Origin of the sequence: Terracoccus sp. 273MFTsu3.1 (genome assembly GCF_000383675.1) — a bacterium.
Lineage (GTDB): Bacteria > Actinomycetota > Actinomycetes > Actinomycetales > Dermatophilaceae > Terrabacter.
Genome location: NZ_KB911823.1, coordinates 338,298 through 354,283 on the forward strand (window position 1 = coordinate 338,298; position 15,986 = coordinate 354,283).

Sequence of the window (15,986 nt, forward strand, 5' to 3'; positions counted from 1 at the left end):
AGCGCCCTGCTCGCTGACGTCCCGGCCGCACGGCATACGGTGAACCCCGTGCGGCGTCTCCTCGTGTCCCTGCTCGGCGGTGGACTGCTCTGCCTCGCGTTCCCGACCTTCGACGTCTGGGTGGCCGCACCGGTGGCCCTCGCGCTGTGGGCGTGGTCCTGGGCCGGCGCCGGGGGGCGACGCGGCTTCCTGCTCGGACTCGCCGGCGGTCTCGTCTTCTTCGTGCCGACGCTCAGCTGGTCGGGTATCTACGTGGGCTCGCTGCCGTGGATCGCGCTCGCGACCCTGCAGGCCCTGTTCGTCGGGGTGGCGGGCGGGCTCTACGGCTGGCTGAGCCGGCGCGGGAGCGTCCGCCCGTGGGCGTTCGCCCTCGTGTGGGTCGTCGCCGAGGGCTTCCGCGCCCGCGCCCCCTACGGTGGCTTCCCCTGGCTCAAGCTCGCCTTCGGCCAGGCCGACTCGCCGTTCGGTCGGCTCGTGGCACTCGGTGGCGCGCCGTTCGTCGGCTTCGTCATCGCTCTCAGCGGTGGCCTGCTCGCGCTCGCCGCCCAGCATGCCCTGTCGGCCGTGGCCGAGCGCCGGGGGAGCGGCGCCACCGCCACGCCGCGCTTGCGTATGCCGCCCCGTGGCCTCGCGCTGCCCGCCGCGGGAGCGCTCGTGCTCGGCCTCGTGGGTCTCGCGGTCCCGTTGCCGACCGACGGCCCGAGCGCCCAGTTCCTCGGCGTCCAGGGCAATGTGGCGCGGCCCGGTCTCGACTTCAACGCCGAGCGCCGCCAGGTCCTCGACAACCACGTCGCGGCGACGCTCAAGGCCCAGGACGACGTCGACGCCGGGCGCGCGCCGGCCCCGGACCTCGTCGTCTGGCCCGAGAACGCCTCGGACATCGACCCGCTGCGCAACGCCGACGCCAAGGACCTCATCCTGGAGACCGTCGACGCGCTGAAGCGACCTCTCATCGTCGGGGGCCTGCTCGAGGAACCTGTCGGGTTCGTCTCCAACGTGGCCCTGCTCTTCGAGCCCGGCAAGGGCAACACCGACCGCTACGTCAAGCGCCACCCGGTGCCGTTCGCCGAGTACATCCCGAACCGGTCCTTCTGGCGGACCTTCAGCAAGGAGGTCGACCTCGTCACGCGTGACTTCGTCCAGGGCCCCTCGCCCGGCGTCTTCCGCGTCACGACGGCCTCGGGCCAGCAGATCCGGGCCGGCCTCGCGATCTGCTTCGAGGTGGCCTACGACGACATCATGCGAGACGCCGTGCAGACCGGTGCCAACGTCCTCGTGGTCCAGACGAACAACGCGACCTTCGGCTACACCGCCGAGTCGCCCCAGCAGCTGGCGATCAGCCGGTTGCGGGCCATGGAGTTCGGGCGCTCCGTCGTGCACGTGTCGACGGTCGGCCAGAGCGCCCTCATCACGCCCGACGGAACCGCTCACCAGGTGACGTCGTTGTTCACACAGGCGGTGGTCAGAGGACCACTACCCTTGCGGGACGCCACGACGCTGGCGACCCGGGTGGGTGAGGCCCCCGAGTGGGTCGCCGCCGCCGCACTGCTGACGATGCTCGCCCTGGGTCTTCGCAGCGGCCGCCCGGCAGCGCCGGAGACAACGAAGGAAGAGGATGACGACGACGCAGCGTGAGCCGGTGACCCGAGTGGCCGTGCTCATCCCGACGTACAACGAGCGGGACAACCTGCCCGGCATCGTCGCGCGAGTGCGCGCGAACGTGCCCGCCGCCGATGTCTTCGTGCTCGACGACGGTTCTCCCGACGGCACCGGCCAGGTCGCCGACGACCTCGCGTCCGCGGACCCGCAGGTGCACGTCGTGCACCGCTCCGCCAAGGAGGGCCTCGGCAAGGCCTACCTCGCCGGCTTCGCCATCGCCCTCGAGCGCGGCTACGACGCCGTCGTCGAGATGGACGCCGACGGCTCGCACCTCCCGGAGCAGCTGCCGTCGCTGCTGGCCGCACTCGGTGAGGCAGACCTCGTCATCGGTGCCCGGTGGGTCAAGGGCGGCGAGGTGCGCAACTGGCCGGTCCGCCGCAAGGTGCTCTCGGTCGGTGCCAACCTCTACACCAAGGTGCTGCTCGGAATGTCGGTCAACGACGCGACGGCGGGCTACCGCGTCTACCGCGCGAGCGCGCTGCGGGCCATGGGGCTCCAGGGCGTCGAGTCGCAGGGCTACTGCTTCCAGATCGACCTGACGCTGCGTGCCGTGCGCGCGGGGCTCACGGTCGTCGAGGTGCCGATCACGTTCGTCGAGCGGGAGGTCGGCGTGTCGAAGATGGGCCAGGACATCGTGCGCGAGGCGCTGACCAGTGTCACGAGGTGGGGCGTGGAGCACCGCGTGGGCCAGCTGCGCTCCGTCGCCGGCCGGGTGCGTGGGAGCGAGCCGGTCGGGGACCGGTCATGAGCGGCCCCGCCGGCCCGGCTCGCGGTCCGTCACGCGTCAGACGGGTGCGCCTGACCCGTCTGGCGGTCGTCGCGCTCCTGCTCCTGCCGATCATCGAGATCCTCGTCATCGTCGCCGTCGGTCAGGCCATCGGCGGCTGGCCGACCTTCCTGCTGCTCGTCGGGACCTCGCTCCTCGGGGCATGGCTCATCCGCCGCGAGGGCGGCCGGGCCTGGCGCGCCCTCGAGCAGGCCGTGCGCAGCGGGCGGATGCCCGCCCGCGAGATCGCCGACGGTGTCGTCGTGCTCGTCGGCGGCAGCCTGCTCGTCCTGCCGGGGTTCGTCACCGACGTGCTCGGTCTCGTCCTCGTGCTCCCGTTCACGCGGCCCGTCGCGCGCAGCATGCTCGCCGCCGTCATCTCGCGCCGCCTGCTCGCCCAGACCGAGCGGTTCGCCGGGCCCACGGTGTCCGGACAGCCCGCGACGTCAGCCTGGGAGCAGGAGCAGACACCCCAGGGCCCGCAGCGCTCGTCGACGAGCGACGAGGTCGTCGAGGGCGAGATCATCGACGACCAGGACTGATCCCGCTCTCATCGCCTCATCTCGTTCGAGGTGATCCCGGCCCGCGCCGGGCTGCCGTGACCATCGCGAACCGGACATGCGAAGAGCCCGCCTCCACGAACGGGGCGGGCTCCTCGGTGGTGCGCTCTGAGGAGGTCAGGCGGTCTTGCGGCGGCGTGGCTTCTCGCCACGCGACTCACGCAGGAGCGTCAGGCGCTCCTCGAGGAGCTCCTCGAGCTCGGGGATGGAACGACGCTCGAGGAGCATGTCCCAGTGCGTGCGCTGGTGCTTGACCGGCTTGGCCTCCGGCTCGGGTCCGCCGCCCTGGAGCTTCGCGTCGAGTCCGCAGCGGCACTCCCAGGTGGGAGGCACGTCGGCCTCGATCGAGAAGGGGAGCTCGGTGCGGTGCCCGTCGGCGCAGACGTAGACGGTGAGCTGACGCTCACTCGGTACGACGTTCTCGTCGGACTCCATGCTCCTCGCGCCGAGGTTGGAACCGCGTAGTGCTCGATCGGCCATGTGGACCCCTCCAAGACGTATGCCCTTGTGACACCTCGCTGGTGTCTTACCCTCACAGACGCTTGAACGAGCGGAACGGTTGACTTGTTCCCCGGTGGGCGGCGAATTGTAAGCGTTTCTCAGATCACGGCGGGAACCGGGTTGCCGGCCTGCTCGATGCCCTCTCGCATCCGCACCTTCGACAGGAGCACGCCGCCGATGGCGAAGAAGACGATGAGGGCGATGATCGCCCAGCGGTAGCTGAGGGTGAACTGGTAGACGAGACCGAAGATGAGCGTCCCGAACCAGCTGGTGCCGCGCTCCATGGCCTGGTAGAGGCTGAAGTACTCCGCCTCGCGGCCGCGGGGGATCAGCTGGCTGTAGAGCGAGCGCGACAGGGCCTGGGTGCCGCCGAGCACGAGGCCGATGAGCAGGGCGAGCGCGAGGAAGATGACGAGCGACTTCGACGGCAGGACGAAGGCGAAGACGACGACGACCGTCCAGAGTCCGATGCCGTAGAGGATCGTGCGCCAGGCCCCGATCGAGGCGGCCACCCGGCCGAAGAGCCGCGCTCCCAGGAAGGCGACGAACTGCACGAAGAGGAACACGCCGAGCACGGTCGTCTCGGAGAAGCCGAGCTCCTTCGACCCGTAGACGCTCGAGCTGCCGATGACCGTCTGGATGCCGTCGTTGAAGAAGAGGTAGGCGACGAGGAACAGCTTCGTCTGCGGGTAGTTCGCGAGGTCGCGGAACGTGCTGCGCAGCTGGGCGATGCTGCCGCGCACGACGCCGGCCGAGCGCTCGACGGGGGTCTCGACCGTGCCGGTCAGGTGGCGCAGGCCGAGGTACGGGATGATCGTGAAGCCCGCCCACCAGAGACCCGCGGACAGGATGCTGATGCGCGTGGACAGGGCTCGGTCGAGCCCGAGGTCCTCGTGGAAGAAGTCGAGGGCGAAGTTGAGCGCGAGCAGGATGCCGCCGCCGAGGTAGCCGAACGCCCAGCCCTTCGAGGAGACCCGGTCGCGCTCGTTCTCGTTGGCGATCCGGCACAGGATCGAGTCGTAGATCACGAGCGAGGACCCGAGGCAGATGCCGGCCACGACGACGAGGACGGCGCCGAGCTGCCAGTTCGTGCCGGCGACGAAGAACATGAGGCTCGCCGCCAGGGCGCCCGCCCACGCGAAGCCGGCGAAGAGCCGCGTCGGCCGGGGGCTGCGGTCGGCGATGGCGCCGATGAAGATGAGCACGATCGCCGACAGGATCGTCGTGAAGGTCACGGTGAAGAACCACAGCGAGCCGGGCGCCACGGGGATGCCGAGCACCGAGAGGTTCGTCGTGCAGTCCTGGCCGTCCGGCAGCCCGGGGCAGGCCGCCTGCTCTGCGACCGACGTGAGGTAGGGGCTCATGAGCACCGTCGCGGTGGTCGTGACGTAGGCCGAGTTGGCCCAGTCGTACCAGTACCAGGCCCGCTGCTCCCGGGTCTCCGGTCGCGCGGCGTTGACGACGGCGTTCGACATGCGAGGACTGTCCCACACGGTCGGCGCGAGGGCAGGGGGAGAGGCCGAAACACGCCGCGACGTCGGGCGCCCGTGGTCGGCAGACGGCATACGCCCCCGTCGATCCTCCTCGACTGATCAGTCGGTGGTGGGGGAGGGGAGGGGGCGCTGCTGGACGTCGGGGGTCGTCGTCAGCAGCTCCCACGCCAGACCGTGGGCGAGCACGACGAGGCAGACGACGGCGAGGGCGGCCGCCTGCAGGCCGCTGAGCCCGACGGCACTGCCCACCTCGGGCGCAGCGGCGACCACGACGATGACGGCGTAGAGCACCGCGACGAGCCAGCGGTGCCGCCGGAAGGGGCCCCGAAGCCTGGCGCCGTCCGGACCGAGGGGGCCGCGGTCGGCGCGGACGAGTCGCAGCGTCGACCAGGCGCCGACGAGGGCGACGAGCCCGAAGGTCGTGCGCCAGAGCCAGGGCTGGGTGGGTGCGACCTGGGCGAAGAGGCCCATCAGGCCGGGCAGGAGGAAGGTGAGGTAGACGCCGCCCACGAGACGACGGGTCTCGTCGCCGGCGAGCAGCTCCCGGCGCCGGTCGAGGGCGGACCACCACAGGCCGACGAGCGTGAAGCACGTGGCCGAGACCACGGCATAGAACGTGGAGAGGTCCATGCGGCTTCCTTTCCCTCACGGAATCGTCCCACCGCCGATCGGTGCGGAGCGGCTCGTTTAGCCCTAAAGTATTGGGATGGCAAGCACCTCGCGGGACCAGGTCGGCCGGATCATCGAGGCCTGGCACCGGGAGAGGCCAGACGTCGACGTGTCGTCGATCGGGATCATCACCCCGATCGTGCGGCTCGCCGCGCTCGTCACGGACCACCGGGCCCACGTGCTGGCGACCCATGGCCTCGAGCAGAGCCACCTCGACGTCCTGGCGACGCTGAGACGCAGTGGCGCGCCGTTCCGGCTCACCGCCGGCGAGCTGTCCCGGCGGTGCCGAGTCACGGCCGGCGCGACGACGCAGCGCGTGCAGGCCATGGAGGCTCTCGGCCTCGTCGAGCGCGTCCGGGAGGAGCCGGACCGGCGCACCGTGCACGTGCAGCTCACCCCGGAAGGCCTGGCCCGGCTCGACGGGCTCTTCGCGGACGTCATGGCCGGCGACGAGTCCCTGCTGGCCGGCCTCGACCCTCGGCAGCGCGCCGCGTTGGAGGAGCTGCTGCGCGCGTGGCTCACCGTGCTCGAGCCGGGCGGCCGGACCGTCCCGGCGGACGCGGCGGCCCCGGCCGTCCCGGCCGTCCTGCGCGACGTCACCCCTGGGTGAGGACGACGAGCTGCTGGGTCGCGCGTGTCATGGCGACATAGCGGTCGACCACACCCTCGATGCCGTCGCCGAAGGCCTCCTGACCGACGAGCACGACGAGGTCGAACTCGAGCCCCTTGGACAGCGCCGGGCTGAGCGACCGCACCCGCGGCCGCTCCTCGAAGCCGGGGGCGCCGATGACGCAGGCCGTTCCGTCGGGGTGCGCGTCGAGCCACGTCTCGAGGATCGTCTCGAGGTCGGCGGCGGAGCCGTGCTGAACGGGCACGCGGCTCTCCCGGATCGAGGTGGGCACGTTCGCGTCCGGGAGAGCGGCGCGGATGACGGGCTCGGCCTCGAGCATGACCTCGTGCGGGGTGCGGTAGTTGATGGTCAGTGACGACAGCGTGACCCGGTCGAGGCCCACGCGGCCCAGGCGCTCCTGCCACGTCTCCGTGAACCCGTGCCGCGCCTGGGCGCGGTCGCCGACGATGGTGAGACTCCGCGACGGACAGCGGGCCAGGAGCATCTGCCACTCGGCATCGGTCAGCTCCTGCGCCTCGTCCACGACGACGTGGGCGAACGGGCCGGCCAGCAGGTCGGGGTCGGCACCCGGCCCCGAGTCCTCGTCGAGGGCGCTCCGGAGGTCGTCACCGCGGAGCATCGACATGACGTGCATGTCGGAGTCGTCCGAGGCGATGAGGTGCTCGACGACCCGGGTCCGTTCCGCGCGCTCCGCCGCGAGGGCCGCCTCACGCTGTCGTCGCCGTCGCGAGAGCTCCGGGTCACCGAGCCGCATCCGGGCCGCGTCGAGCAGGGGGAGGTCCGACACCGTCCACGCGGTCGGCTCGGCGCGCTGGAGCCGGCGCACCTGATCGACCGTCAGGGCCGGGGCGCACCGACGCAGGTAGGCAGGGACGGTCCAGAGGTCGCCGACGAGGTCCGCGGCGTCGAGGAGCGGCCAGGTCCGGTCGAACGCGGTGCGCAGCTCCCGGTTCTGCTCGAGCGATCGCCGCACCATGGCGGGCGTGGCTTCGAGCTCGACGTCGGCGCCGTCGTCGTCGATCCGGTCCTCGAGGTCGTGCCGCTCGACGAGGATCGTCAGCAGCGCCTCCCACACGTCGTCGCGGGCCTCGTTGTGCGGGGTGCCGAGGCCGTCGGTGCAGGCCTCGGCCCAGTCGGCGGGGGAGAGCCACACGTCCGCCCACGGCGTCACGACCTCCATGCCGCGGGTAGGCGGCTCCTCGTAGAGCGCCACAGCCGGCTCGATGGCGCGGACGAGGTCCATGGACGCCTTGAGGCGGGCCACCTCCGGGTCGGTCTCCGGGGCCGCCGCGTCACCCTCGGGGACGAGGTCGCGCAGCGTGCACGTCTGCACACCCTCCTCGCCGAGACTGGGCAGCACGTCGGAGACGTAGGCGAGGTAGGGCTCGTGCGGGCCGACGAAGAGCACGCCGCCCCGTCGGTGGCCGAGGCGCGGGTCGGAGTAGAGCAGGTATGCCGTCCGGTGGAGCGCGACGACCGTCTTGCCCGTGCCCGGGCCACCGTCGACGACGTGCGCACCGCGGGAGCCCGCGCGGATGATGGCGTCCTGGTCGGCCTGGATGGTGCTCAGGACGTCCCGCATGCGCGGCGAGCGGCTGGCGCCGAGTGACGCGATGAAGGCGGACTCGTCGTCGAGGGCCACGCGCCCGTCGAGACCGTCCGTGGTGAACACCTCGTCCCAGTAGTCCGTGACGCGTCCCCGGGTCCAGCGGTAGCGGCGGCGGCTCGCCAGACCCATGGGGTTGCCGTGGGTGGCGCCGAAGAACGGTTCGGCCGCAGGGGAGCGCCAGTCCAGGAGCAGCCGACGTCCGGAGCCGTCGGTGAGCCCGAGGCGACCGATGTACACCGGCTGAGAATCGTTCTCAGGGACGATGTGGCCGAGGCAGAGGTCGATGCCGTAGCGGCGCAGCGTCCGCAGACGGCCGGTGAGGCGGTGGACCTCCTGGTCACGGTCGAGCGCGGCCTGCCCGGTGCGTGCCGGTGAACGACGGGCGGCGTCGAGACGGTCGGACAGCTCGGCGATCGTCGCGTCGAGGGTCTCGGCGACAGCGGCGAAGTGGATGTCGTCGTGGGCGATGAGGGCCGGGTCGGCCTTGGGCGTCAGGTGGCCGCGAAGGTCGAAGGCGCTGGTCGTCAGCGGGTTCACGCAGTGGGCTCCGTCCCGAGGTTTCTGGTGTCGGCCAGTGATTCTCGGTGACGACGAGGGTCTTGCCGCAAGACCGGGGGTGCGCTATACGTTGGGAGTGGAAGGAAGCGCCCGGCGTTTCCTTCCTTTTTGATGTGTCGGCGCGGGGTGAGCTGCTCTCGTCGCTTACCCCATAACGCCGATAATCGACATTATGTCACTTTGGGTGAACGAGCCCCTCCCCGAAGGCGGACTCCACCCGTGGTCCTGGACGGTGACACCGCGCCGTAGCCTTGCCCGTGATGCAGTGCGACTACTTCGACGCCGGCCGCTGCCGCTCCTGTGCCCTCATGGGCGTGCCGTATGCCGTCCAGCTCGCCGACAAGGACGAGCGCTGCCGGCACGCCCTGGCCGACGTCGCCCCGGACCTCACCTGGCTCGACCCCTTCCCCAGCGCTGAGTCGGCCTTCCGCAACAAGGCCAAGCTCGTCGTCGGTGGTGTCACCGGCGCCGTGACCGTCGGCATCCTCGACGCCGACGCCAACGGCGTGGACCTGCGTGACTGCGGACTGTACGAGCTGCCGCTGCAGCGCCTCATCCCTCGGCTCGCGTCCGTCGTCGACGAGATCGGTCTGGAGCCGTACGACGTGGCCGCCCGCCGTGGCGAGCTCAAGCACCTCATCCTCACCCTCTCCCCCACCGGAGACGTCATGCTCCGGCTCGTCCTGCGATCCCGGCGCCATCTGGCCCTGCTCGAGTCTCGCCTGTCGTCGCTCCTGGCCCGGCTGCCTGAGGTGTCGGTCGTCACGGTGAACCTCCAGCCGGAGCACAAGGCCGTTCTCGAAGGTGACACCGAGATCGTCCTGACCGAGAACGATGACCTCGCGATGCCTGTCGGCGACGTCGTCCTCCACCTGCGTCCCAACAGCTTCTTCCAGACCAACACCACCGTCGCCGCCGGCCTCTACCACCAGGCGCAGGCCTGGACGCGCACTGTGGGCCCCACCACGGTCCTCGACCTCTACTGCGGCGTGGGCGGATTCGCGCTGCACTGCGCACGGGCCGGCGCTTCCCACGTCATCGGTGTCGAGGTCTCGGCCGCGGCCGTGCGCAGTGCCGAGACCAGTGCCTCCCGGTTGCGCACCGAACACCCTGAGCTCGGCCGGCTCGAGTTCCGTGCGGGCGACGCCACGGACGTCCGCGCGCTCGATCGGGACCTGCCGGGATCCGGCCGGACGATGGTCGTCGTCAACCCGCCGCGTCGCGGGATCGGCCCTGACCTGGCCCGCTGGCTCGAGGGCTGCGGCGCCGCGCACGTCACCTACTCGAGCTGCAACGTCGACAGCCTGGCCCGTGACCTGGGCCGCCTGCCGTCCTACCGGGCTCGCGAGGCACGTCTCTTCGACATGTTCCCCCAGACGTCGCACCATGAGGTCATCGTCCTGCTGGAACGTGAATCACCCTCGCAGTACAGCGATTCCGCGAAAGGAGCAGTGCCGACATGACTCACGCACCCGACACTCCCTGGACGGCGCCCGACGTCGAGCGCCCGGGAGGCTCTCTCGTGGCGCCCGAGGCGCAGATGTTGCCCGAGATGCTCGCCTGGCACCGCTCGACGCTGCTCTCCAAGTGCTCCGGACTGACGGGCGAGCAGCTGGCCGAGCGCTCGGTCGCTCCCTCGGCCCTCAGTCTGCTCGGCCTGCTGCGTCACCTGCGCAAGGTGGAGCGGATCTGGTTGCGCCAGCGGGTGGCTCGCGAGGAGGTCGAGTCCCTGCACGGCTTCGGGAGCGGACGGGATCTCGACTTCGAGGACCTCGACCCCGCGGCCGCCCGGGCCGACTACGAGGCGCTGCTCGACGAGTGGGTGCTGGCCGACCGGGCCGTCGCGGGACGCAGCCTGGACGACGTCGTCGAGTCCGGCGGCGACCCCTTCTCGCTGCGCTTCGTCTACCTCCACCTCATCGGTGAGTACGCCCGACACAACGGCCACGCCGACCTCGTGCGCGAGCACGTCGACGGTGCCACCGGTGCCTGACCCGGTGCAATCGTCACCGGACCCCGTCCGGCTTGCGAGGATCCAGCGGCGCTTCAGCGAGTTCGCGACGGAGTATGCCGCTCTCCCGCTCTACTCGACCGTCTGCCGACGCGTCGCCGGCGACGACGAGACCGCGTCGCTGCTGCTCGCGGCCAGGCCCGGTCAGGCTCGGCCGGTGCTCTGGCTCGCCGCCCTGCACCACCTGGTCCTGTCCCGCCCGGATCTGCCTGCGGCACGGTGGTACCCGAGTGTCATCGGGGCGGCGACCGTACCGCCGGGCGACCCCTGGCCTGACGTGCGGCGCACGGTCCTCGACCACGCCGACGAGCTGACCCGGCTCATCGCGACGCACGGGACCCAGACCAACGAGGTGAACCGGGCCGTCTACGTCGCCGTGGGACTCGCTGCTGCGGCGGCCGACTCCGGCGCGGCCCCCCTCGCCGTCGTCGAGCTCGGTGCGAGCGCAGGTCTGCTGCTCGGCGTCGACCACTACGCCGTCGAGCTGTCGTCGCCCACCGGACCAGTGCTCCTGGGCGACGGCGCCTCTCCGGTCCGGTGCTCGGGCGAGGACCGGACCGGCGTCGGGACGCTGCTCATGGCCTCGGGTGCTGCCCTGCCGGCCGTGCGTGGCCGCGTCGGAGTGGACCTCGACCCCGTCGACCTCGCAGCCGTCGACGAGGTGCGCTGGCTCGAGTCCTGCCTGTGGCCGGAGGTGCCGGGCCGCGTGGAGCGCTTCCGTGCCGCTGTCGACCTGCTTCGCGGCGACCCTCCCACGGTGCTTCGGGGCGACATGGTCGACCGTCTGACCGAGGCGGTGGACCTCGCCCGCGCTGATGCCGGCGACGGCGCGCACGTCGTGGTCCTCAGCTCGTGGGCGATGACCTACCTCCCCGCACCGCGTCGTCGTGACCTGGCCGCGGTCCTCGACGGGCTGGCCGGAACCGTCTCGCACCTGTCGTGGCTCACGGCCGAGCCGCCCGGCTGCGTTCCGGGACTCGACGGGCCCGAGGTCCCGGTGGAGGGAGGCACCGTGCTCGGCCTGCAGCGCTGGCGCCACGGACACGCGCTGCCTGCAGCGGTCCTCGGGACCTGCCACCCGCACGGGGCGTGGATCGATGTGTCACTACCGCCGTCAGCGCCGTGACCCAGCAAACGCCCCGCAGGCGACGCATTGCATAATGTCGATTATGGGCGAAGTGTATTGTGCTGCAAGCGAATTCATCACCGCATGCGACGGCCCAGACCTGCGGCGTACGCGTCGAGCGCGCGGAGCACCGTCGGTGCGCGGTAGACGCGGTTGCGTCGGTGCCCGGTCGACTCGAGCAGGATGCCGTCGTCGACGAGCCGCTGCAGGGCGGCTTGTGCCGTGGGGGCCGAGACCCCGAGCTCGCGCACGACGACCCGCGCCGTGACGACGGGCTGGCGGAGCAGCAGGTCGAGCATCGACCAGGCCGCGGAACCGGCTCTGGCCGTGACCCTCGCCGCCCAGTCGGCGCGCACCTGTCGAAGCGTCCCCACGAGCCCCTCGCCGATGTGGGTGCCGTTGCGCGCGGCTTCGGCCACGCACCTCAGGATGGGCTCCACCTCTCCCCCGCGGTAGGCCGTCAGTGCCGCGAAGTAGTCGTCGCGGATGGCGAGCAGCCCGGCGGAGATGGGCACGGTGACCCGACGGATCGCGCCGGTGTGGAGCAGGACCGAGTGGAGCAGTGCCCGACCGGTGCGGCCGTTGCCGTCGGTGAAGGGGTGGATGGTCTCGAACTGGGCGTGCGCGAGTGCGGCGTGGGCGAGCGGCGGCAGGTCGTCGCGGTCCATGAAGGTCACGAGGTCGGCCATCAGTGCCGGCACGTCGGAGGCCACGGGCGGTACGTACTGCGCCTCCCCCGGGTGGAGGGGGGACCCACCCACCCAGACCTGCTGCTCGCGCCAGCGGCCGGCCGGGTGCAGCGACTGCTGCGCCATGAGAGCCCGGTGCATCGCGAGCACGGCGTCCTCGTCGAGGCGCCCGGCGAGGTCGAGCGCGGCCTGCATGGTGCGCACGTTGCCGAGGATGACGGCGGCGTTGGCGCGGTTGCCCTCGCCGATCTCGGCCTCGGCGAGGGCCCGTGCGGACGAGGTGAGGTTCTCGATCTGCGAGCTCGCGGCACTCTCGGACCTCAGCAGCACCGAGGCGAACGGGGCGATCTCCCCGGCTCCCCCCGCGTCGAAGGTGGCGAGCATCCGGGTGGCCTCGTCGAGGTCGGCGGCGAGGTCTCCGGGTAGGACGAGCTCGGCACCGGCGATGTGGGGCACGACGGCTGCCTCGAAGGTGGCGGGCGTGGAGCGCTGGGCGCGTCGGGAGAGGTCGAGCAGGCCCTCGACGGGCTGCCAGGGGACCGTCGTCGAGCCGAGCACGGGCCACGTGGTTTCCATGTCGATGACACCTCCTTGGTTAAGGTTAACGCACAACCTTTACCAAGAGGGCTCCGCTGTCAGGCGTGCACGACGTCCACCGGGGCCTCGACGATCCACCACGCGGCATACGGACTCAACGACGCCAGCCCGTCCGCCCCACCGAAGACGGGATAGCCGCCGAGCGCGTCGAAGGGATGCACGATGCCGACGTCGGCGAAGTGGCGGACCTCGACCGTCTGCCACGACGTCGTGACGTTGTACACGCAGACCATCGAGCCGCTCGGGTGCGTGCGGACGACCGCCAGCACCCCGTCGTCGGTCTGGAGGATCACCCTCGTCTGCGCGGAGGCGTGCAGCTGCGGCAGACCCGCGCGCACGCCCGCAAGGTGGCGCAGTCCCTGGAAGACCTTCCCGGAGACGGTGTCGAGGTCGCCGCGCCGGGCCGCGACGGCCCAGTCCAGACGCTCCCGGTGCGCCCACCGGTTGTCGTCCTCGTGACCGGGCTCGCGCGCCCAGTCCGGGTCGTTGGGCAGGCCGAGCTCGTCGCCACTCCACACGACGGGGATGCCTCCCCAGCCGGCGACGACCGCGTGGGCCAGGAAGAGGCGCGCCAGTCCCTGACCGATCCCGTCCTCGTCGGCGCGTGCCTCCGCGTCGGCCAGCCCCGTCAGCGATGCTGCCGTGCCGCTGATCCGCTTGTCGCCGGTCGCCGGGTTGTGCTGGAAGACGAGACCGTGCGCCCACGACCCCGGGTGGTCGCCGGAGTACCAGTTCGACAGGAACCGGCGGTGCGCATAGCCGTCGAGACCTGCTGAGGCCGCGTCCCCGTCGTCGATGGCCCACCCGATGTCGTCGTGGCACCGGACGTAGCAGATCCACGTGCCGCTCGGCGGGGTCGTCGGGAGCGCCGAGAGCGCCTGCTTGGTGAGTCCGCTGCTGCCCGTCGCGAGCATCGACCAGACCTGCACCATGAGGCTGTTGTGGTACGCGAGATCGCTGACCCGGCCGGCGTGCTCGCCCTGCCCGAGGTACTGCACGAGGTCACGCGGACCGACGATCGCCTCGGCCTTGAACGCGAGCGCCGGGCACGCGATGCGCGCCACCGTGCGCAGTGCCCGCGTGACGGCGTGGACCTCCGGCTGGTTCTGGCAGCTCGTGCCGAGCCGCTTCCACGTGAAGGCGATGGCGTCGAGCCGAAGCACCTCGACACCGAGGTTGGCCAGGTACAGGACGATGTCGGCGTACTCGACGAGGACGTCGGGGTTGGCCCAGTTGACGTCCCACTGCCATTCGTTGAAGGTCGTCCACGCCCAGCCACCGAGCTCCTCGTCCCACGTGAAGTTGCCCGGCGCGAAGTCCGGGAACACCTCGGGCAGCGTGCGCTCGTAGGCGTCTGGCATGACGCGGTCGGGGTAGACGTGGAAGTAGTCCCGGTAGTGCGACTCCCCCGCCCGGGCGCGTCGGGCCCACTCGTGCTCGCGCGCCACGTGGTTGAGCACGAGGTCGAGCACGAGCGAGATGCCCTGCCCCCGAAGGTGGCTCGCGAGTCGGCGCAGGTCGTCGACGTCCCCGAGGTCCGAGCGGACCGTGCGGTAGTCCTGGACAGCGTAGCCGCCGTCGTTGTCCCCCTCTCGGGGCCGGAGCAACGGCATGAGGTGCAGGTAGCTGACACCGAGGTCGCGGAGGTAGCCCACTCGTTCCTGCAGTCCGTCGAGGTTGCCGGCGAACCGGTCGGTGTAGCAGGCGTAGCCGAACATGTCGGGCTGCTGGAGCCAGTCCGGCCGGAGCAGCCGGCGCTGGTCGAGGCGTCGCAGCTCGGGCGAGCGCTGCCGGTAGCCGGCGACGGCGCTCTCGACGAGGCGCAGGGCGAGCGCCGAGACGTCGTGCTCGGGGTAGAGGACCATGAGTGCGGCGACGAGGTCGTCGGACCACCGCTCGAGCCTCAGCTCGATCGTCTCGCGGTCGTGGTCGTCGAGGCCCGCGAGCAGCGAGGTCACCGAATCCGTCGTCGGTCGGACGTCGTGCGCAGCGTCGCTCATGGCCCGATTGAACAGCACCCGGCGCCCGCGCGACAGGGGCACGCTGGCGTCAGCGCCGACACCTCACTCGAACGGGCTGGGGTCCCCTGCCCCGACGCGGGTCACGACGGGGAAGCCGTCGGAGTAGTCGACGACCGTCGTCGGCTCCAGGCCGCACTCCCCCGAGTCGATGACGGCGTCGATGACGTGGTCGAGGCGGTCCTTGATCTCCCAGCCCTCGGTCATCGGCTCGTCGTCGTCGGGCATGAGCAGCGTGCTGGAGAGGATCGGCTCACCCATCTCCCGGAGCAGCTCGCGGACGACGGGGTGTTCCGGGATGCGCACACCCACGGTCTTCTTCTTCGCGTGGAGCAGGCGCCGCGGCACCTCCTTCGTCGCGGGCAGGATGAAGGTGTACGGCCCGGGGGTCACCGCCTTGATGGCACGGAACACCGAGTTGTCGAGGTGGACGAACTGGCCGAGCTGGGCGAAGTCCGAGCACACGAGCGTGAAGTGGTGCTTCTCGTCGAGGTGCCGGATCCGCAGGATGCGCTCCTTGCCCTCGGGGTTGTCGAGGGAGCAGCCGAGCGCGAAGCACGAGTCGGTGGGGTAGGCGATGAGCCCACCGGACCGCAGGATGTCGACCGCCTGCCCGATCGCCCGCGGCTGAGGGTCCACCGGGTGCACGTCGAAGTACTTCGCCATGGGGCCACCCTGCCATGCTGGGCCCATGACCGAGCAGACGGGTGAGGGCCGGATCGTGGCCGGCGACGGCGCGCACGACGGGATCGAGGTGTCGGACAACCCCGACCGCGGGCGCTTCGAGCTGCGCGACGGGGACCGCGTCATCGGGGTGGCGAGCTACGCCGTCGTCCCGGGTGCCACACCCGACGGGCCCGCCCGCGTCGTCTTCTTCCACACGGAGGTCAGTCCCGCGTACGAAGGCCGCGGGCTCGCCGGGCGCCTCGCCGCATACGCCCTCGACGCCACGCTCGCCTCGGGCCGCTCCATCGTCGCGCTGTGCCCGTACATCAAGGTCTACCTCCGCCGGCACCCGGAGCCGTATGCCGCCCACGTGCTCGCGCCGACTCGGGAGGACGTCGCCGCGGCCGAGCGAGCGGCGGCCGCAGCGGGGTGA

Annotated in this window: 15 protein-coding genes; 8 read left to right on the plus strand and 7 right to left on the minus strand. The window is 71.4% G+C overall.

The features are described 5' to 3' along the window. Positions 1-48 precede the first annotated feature (48 nt). The 3 genes from lnt to H283_RS0114500 are packed head-to-tail and all read left to right on the plus strand — an operon-like array spanning position 49 to position 2,967. Complete coding sequence (gene lnt, locus H283_RS25255) at positions 49-1,635, plus strand: apolipoprotein N-acyltransferase (RefSeq protein WP_156023200.1); 1,587 nt, start codon at positions 49-51, stop codon at positions 1,633-1,635. Then, positions 1,616-2,407, plus strand: coding sequence for a polyprenol monophosphomannose synthase (locus H283_RS0114495; RefSeq protein WP_020144248.1), 792 nt, complete (start codon positions 1,616-1,618; stop codon positions 2,405-2,407). Before lnt ends, H283_RS0114495 begins: the two co-directional genes overlap by 20 nt. Continuing rightward, on the plus strand, positions 2,404-2,967 hold the full coding sequence (locus H283_RS0114500; protein ID WP_081633876.1) for an FxsA family protein: 564 nt from the start codon (positions 2,404-2,406) through the stop codon (positions 2,965-2,967). The genes H283_RS0114495 and H283_RS0114500 overlap by 4 nt, the downstream gene beginning before the upstream one ends. A gap of 135 nt (positions 2,968-3,102) precedes the next feature. Here the strand turns inward: H283_RS0114500 and H283_RS0114505 are convergent, their stop codons facing one another. From H283_RS0114505 to H283_RS0114515, 3 genes are all read right to left on the minus strand, one after another. After that, positions 3,103-3,465 carry an RNA polymerase-binding protein RbpA gene (locus tag H283_RS0114505; RefSeq protein ID WP_028785601.1) on the minus strand — a complete coding sequence of 121 codons (363 nt, stop codon included), beginning with the start codon at positions 3,463-3,465 and terminating at the stop codon, positions 3,103-3,105. A 119-nt stretch (positions 3,466-3,584) separates the two neighbouring features. Further along, positions 3,585-4,961 (minus strand): MFS transporter, encoded by a 1,377-nt coding sequence (locus tag H283_RS0114510; protein ID WP_020144251.1) that lies wholly within the window; start codon positions 4,959-4,961, stop codon positions 3,585-3,587. 117 nt (positions 4,962-5,078) lie between these two features. After that, positions 5,079-5,609, minus strand: a complete 531-nt coding sequence (locus tag H283_RS0114515; RefSeq protein ID WP_020144252.1) for a hypothetical protein — start codon at positions 5,607-5,609, stop codon at positions 5,079-5,081. Between the two features lie 76 nt (positions 5,610-5,685). Here H283_RS0114515 and H283_RS25260 point away from each other — a divergent pair, with 76 nt between their 5' ends. Further along, entirely contained in the window at positions 5,686-6,258 is a 573-nt protein-coding gene (locus H283_RS25260; RefSeq protein ID WP_020144253.1) for a MarR family winged helix-turn-helix transcriptional regulator, read from the plus strand. Here H283_RS25260 and helR read toward each other — a convergent pair. Continuing rightward, positions 6,245-8,425 carry an RNA polymerase recycling motor ATPase HelR gene (gene helR / locus H283_RS0114525; RefSeq protein ID WP_020144254.1) on the minus strand — a complete coding sequence of 727 codons (2,181 nt, stop codon included), beginning with the start codon at positions 8,423-8,425 and terminating at the stop codon, positions 6,245-6,247. The two genes, H283_RS25260 and helR, sit on opposite strands and share 14 nt — an antisense overlap. Positions 8,426-8,706: 281 nt before the next feature. Between helR and H283_RS0114530 the strand changes: the two genes are divergently transcribed. Genes H283_RS0114530 through H283_RS0114540 form a run of 3 tightly spaced genes read left to right on the plus strand, consistent with a single transcriptional unit; the run spans position 8,707 to position 11,583 of the window. Continuing rightward, positions 8,707-9,909, plus strand: a complete 1,203-nt coding sequence (locus H283_RS0114530; RefSeq protein WP_043649662.1) for a methyltransferase domain-containing protein — start codon at positions 8,707-8,709, stop codon at positions 9,907-9,909. Further along, entirely contained in the window at positions 9,906-10,439 is a 534-nt protein-coding gene (locus tag H283_RS0114535) for a DUF664 domain-containing protein (protein WP_020144256.1), read from the plus strand. Before H283_RS0114530 ends, H283_RS0114535 begins: the two co-directional genes overlap by 4 nt. A gap of 4 nt (positions 10,440-10,443) precedes the next feature. Next, a complete protein-coding gene (locus H283_RS0114540; protein WP_156023201.1) occupies positions 10,444-11,583 on the plus strand; it encodes a DUF2332 domain-containing protein in 1,140 nt (379 codons plus the stop codon). Positions 11,584-11,660: 77 nt separating this feature from the next. Here the strand turns inward: H283_RS0114540 and H283_RS0114545 are convergent, their stop codons facing one another. From H283_RS0114545 to H283_RS0114555, 3 genes are all read right to left on the minus strand, one after another. Further along, positions 11,661-12,848: a Fic family protein gene (locus H283_RS0114545; RefSeq protein ID WP_020144258.1), complete on the minus strand. Its 1,188-nt coding sequence runs from the start codon at positions 12,846-12,848 to the stop codon at positions 11,661-11,663. Between the two features lie 59 nt (positions 12,849-12,907). Beyond that, complete coding sequence (locus H283_RS0114550; protein ID WP_051103644.1) at positions 12,908-14,869, minus strand: amylosucrase; 1,962 nt, start codon at positions 14,867-14,869, stop codon at positions 12,908-12,910. Between the two features lie 63 nt (positions 14,870-14,932). Then, positions 14,933-15,553 carry an L-threonylcarbamoyladenylate synthase gene (locus H283_RS0114555; RefSeq protein ID WP_020144260.1) on the minus strand — a complete coding sequence of 207 codons (621 nt, stop codon included), beginning with the start codon at positions 15,551-15,553 and terminating at the stop codon, positions 14,933-14,935. A 25-nt stretch (positions 15,554-15,578) separates the two neighbouring features. Here H283_RS0114555 and H283_RS0114560 point away from each other — a divergent pair, with 25 nt between their 5' ends. Further along, the gene (locus tag H283_RS0114560) at positions 15,579-15,986 is read left to right on the plus strand and encodes a GNAT family N-acetyltransferase (protein WP_020144261.1); all 408 of its coding nucleotides are present in this window, start codon (positions 15,579-15,581) and stop codon (positions 15,984-15,986) included.

Coding starts and splice junctions, on each gene's coding strand:
- H283_RS0114515 (WP_020144252.1), bottom strand. CDS start 5,609: ATGGACCTCTCCACGTTCTATGCCGTGGTCTCGGCCACGTGCTTCACG.
- H283_RS0114510 (WP_020144251.1), bottom strand. CDS start 4,961: ATGTCGAACGCCGTCGTCAACGCCGCGCGACCGGAGACCCGGGAGCAG.
- H283_RS25260 (WP_020144253.1), top strand. CDS start 5,686: ATGGCAAGCACCTCGCGGGACCAGGTCGGCCGGATCATCGAGGCCTGG.
- H283_RS0114500 (WP_081633876.1), top strand. CDS start 2,404: ATGAGCGGCCCCGCCGGCCCGGCTCGCGGTCCGTCACGCGTCAGACGG.
- H283_RS0114535 (WP_020144256.1), top strand. CDS start 9,906: ATGACTCACGCACCCGACACTCCCTGGACGGCGCCCGACGTCGAGCGC.
- H283_RS0114550 (WP_051103644.1), bottom strand. CDS start 14,869: ATGAGCGACGCTGCGCACGACGTCCGACCGACGACGGATTCGGTGACC.
- H283_RS0114545 (WP_020144258.1), bottom strand. CDS start 12,848: ATGGAAACCACGTGGCCCGTGCTCGGCTCGACGACGGTCCCCTGGCAG.
- H283_RS0114555 (WP_020144260.1), bottom strand. CDS start 15,553: ATGGCGAAGTACTTCGACGTGCACCCGGTGGACCCTCAGCCGCGGGCG.
- H283_RS0114530 (WP_043649662.1), top strand. CDS start 8,707: ATGCAGTGCGACTACTTCGACGCCGGCCGCTGCCGCTCCTGTGCCCTC.
- H283_RS0114495 (WP_020144248.1), top strand. CDS start 1,616: ATGACGACGACGCAGCGTGAGCCGGTGACCCGAGTGGCCGTGCTCATC.
- H283_RS0114560 (WP_020144261.1), top strand. CDS start 15,579: ATGACCGAGCAGACGGGTGAGGGCCGGATCGTGGCCGGCGACGGCGCG.
- H283_RS0114505 (WP_028785601.1), bottom strand. CDS start 3,465: ATGGCCGATCGAGCACTACGCGGTTCCAACCTCGGCGCGAGGAGCATG.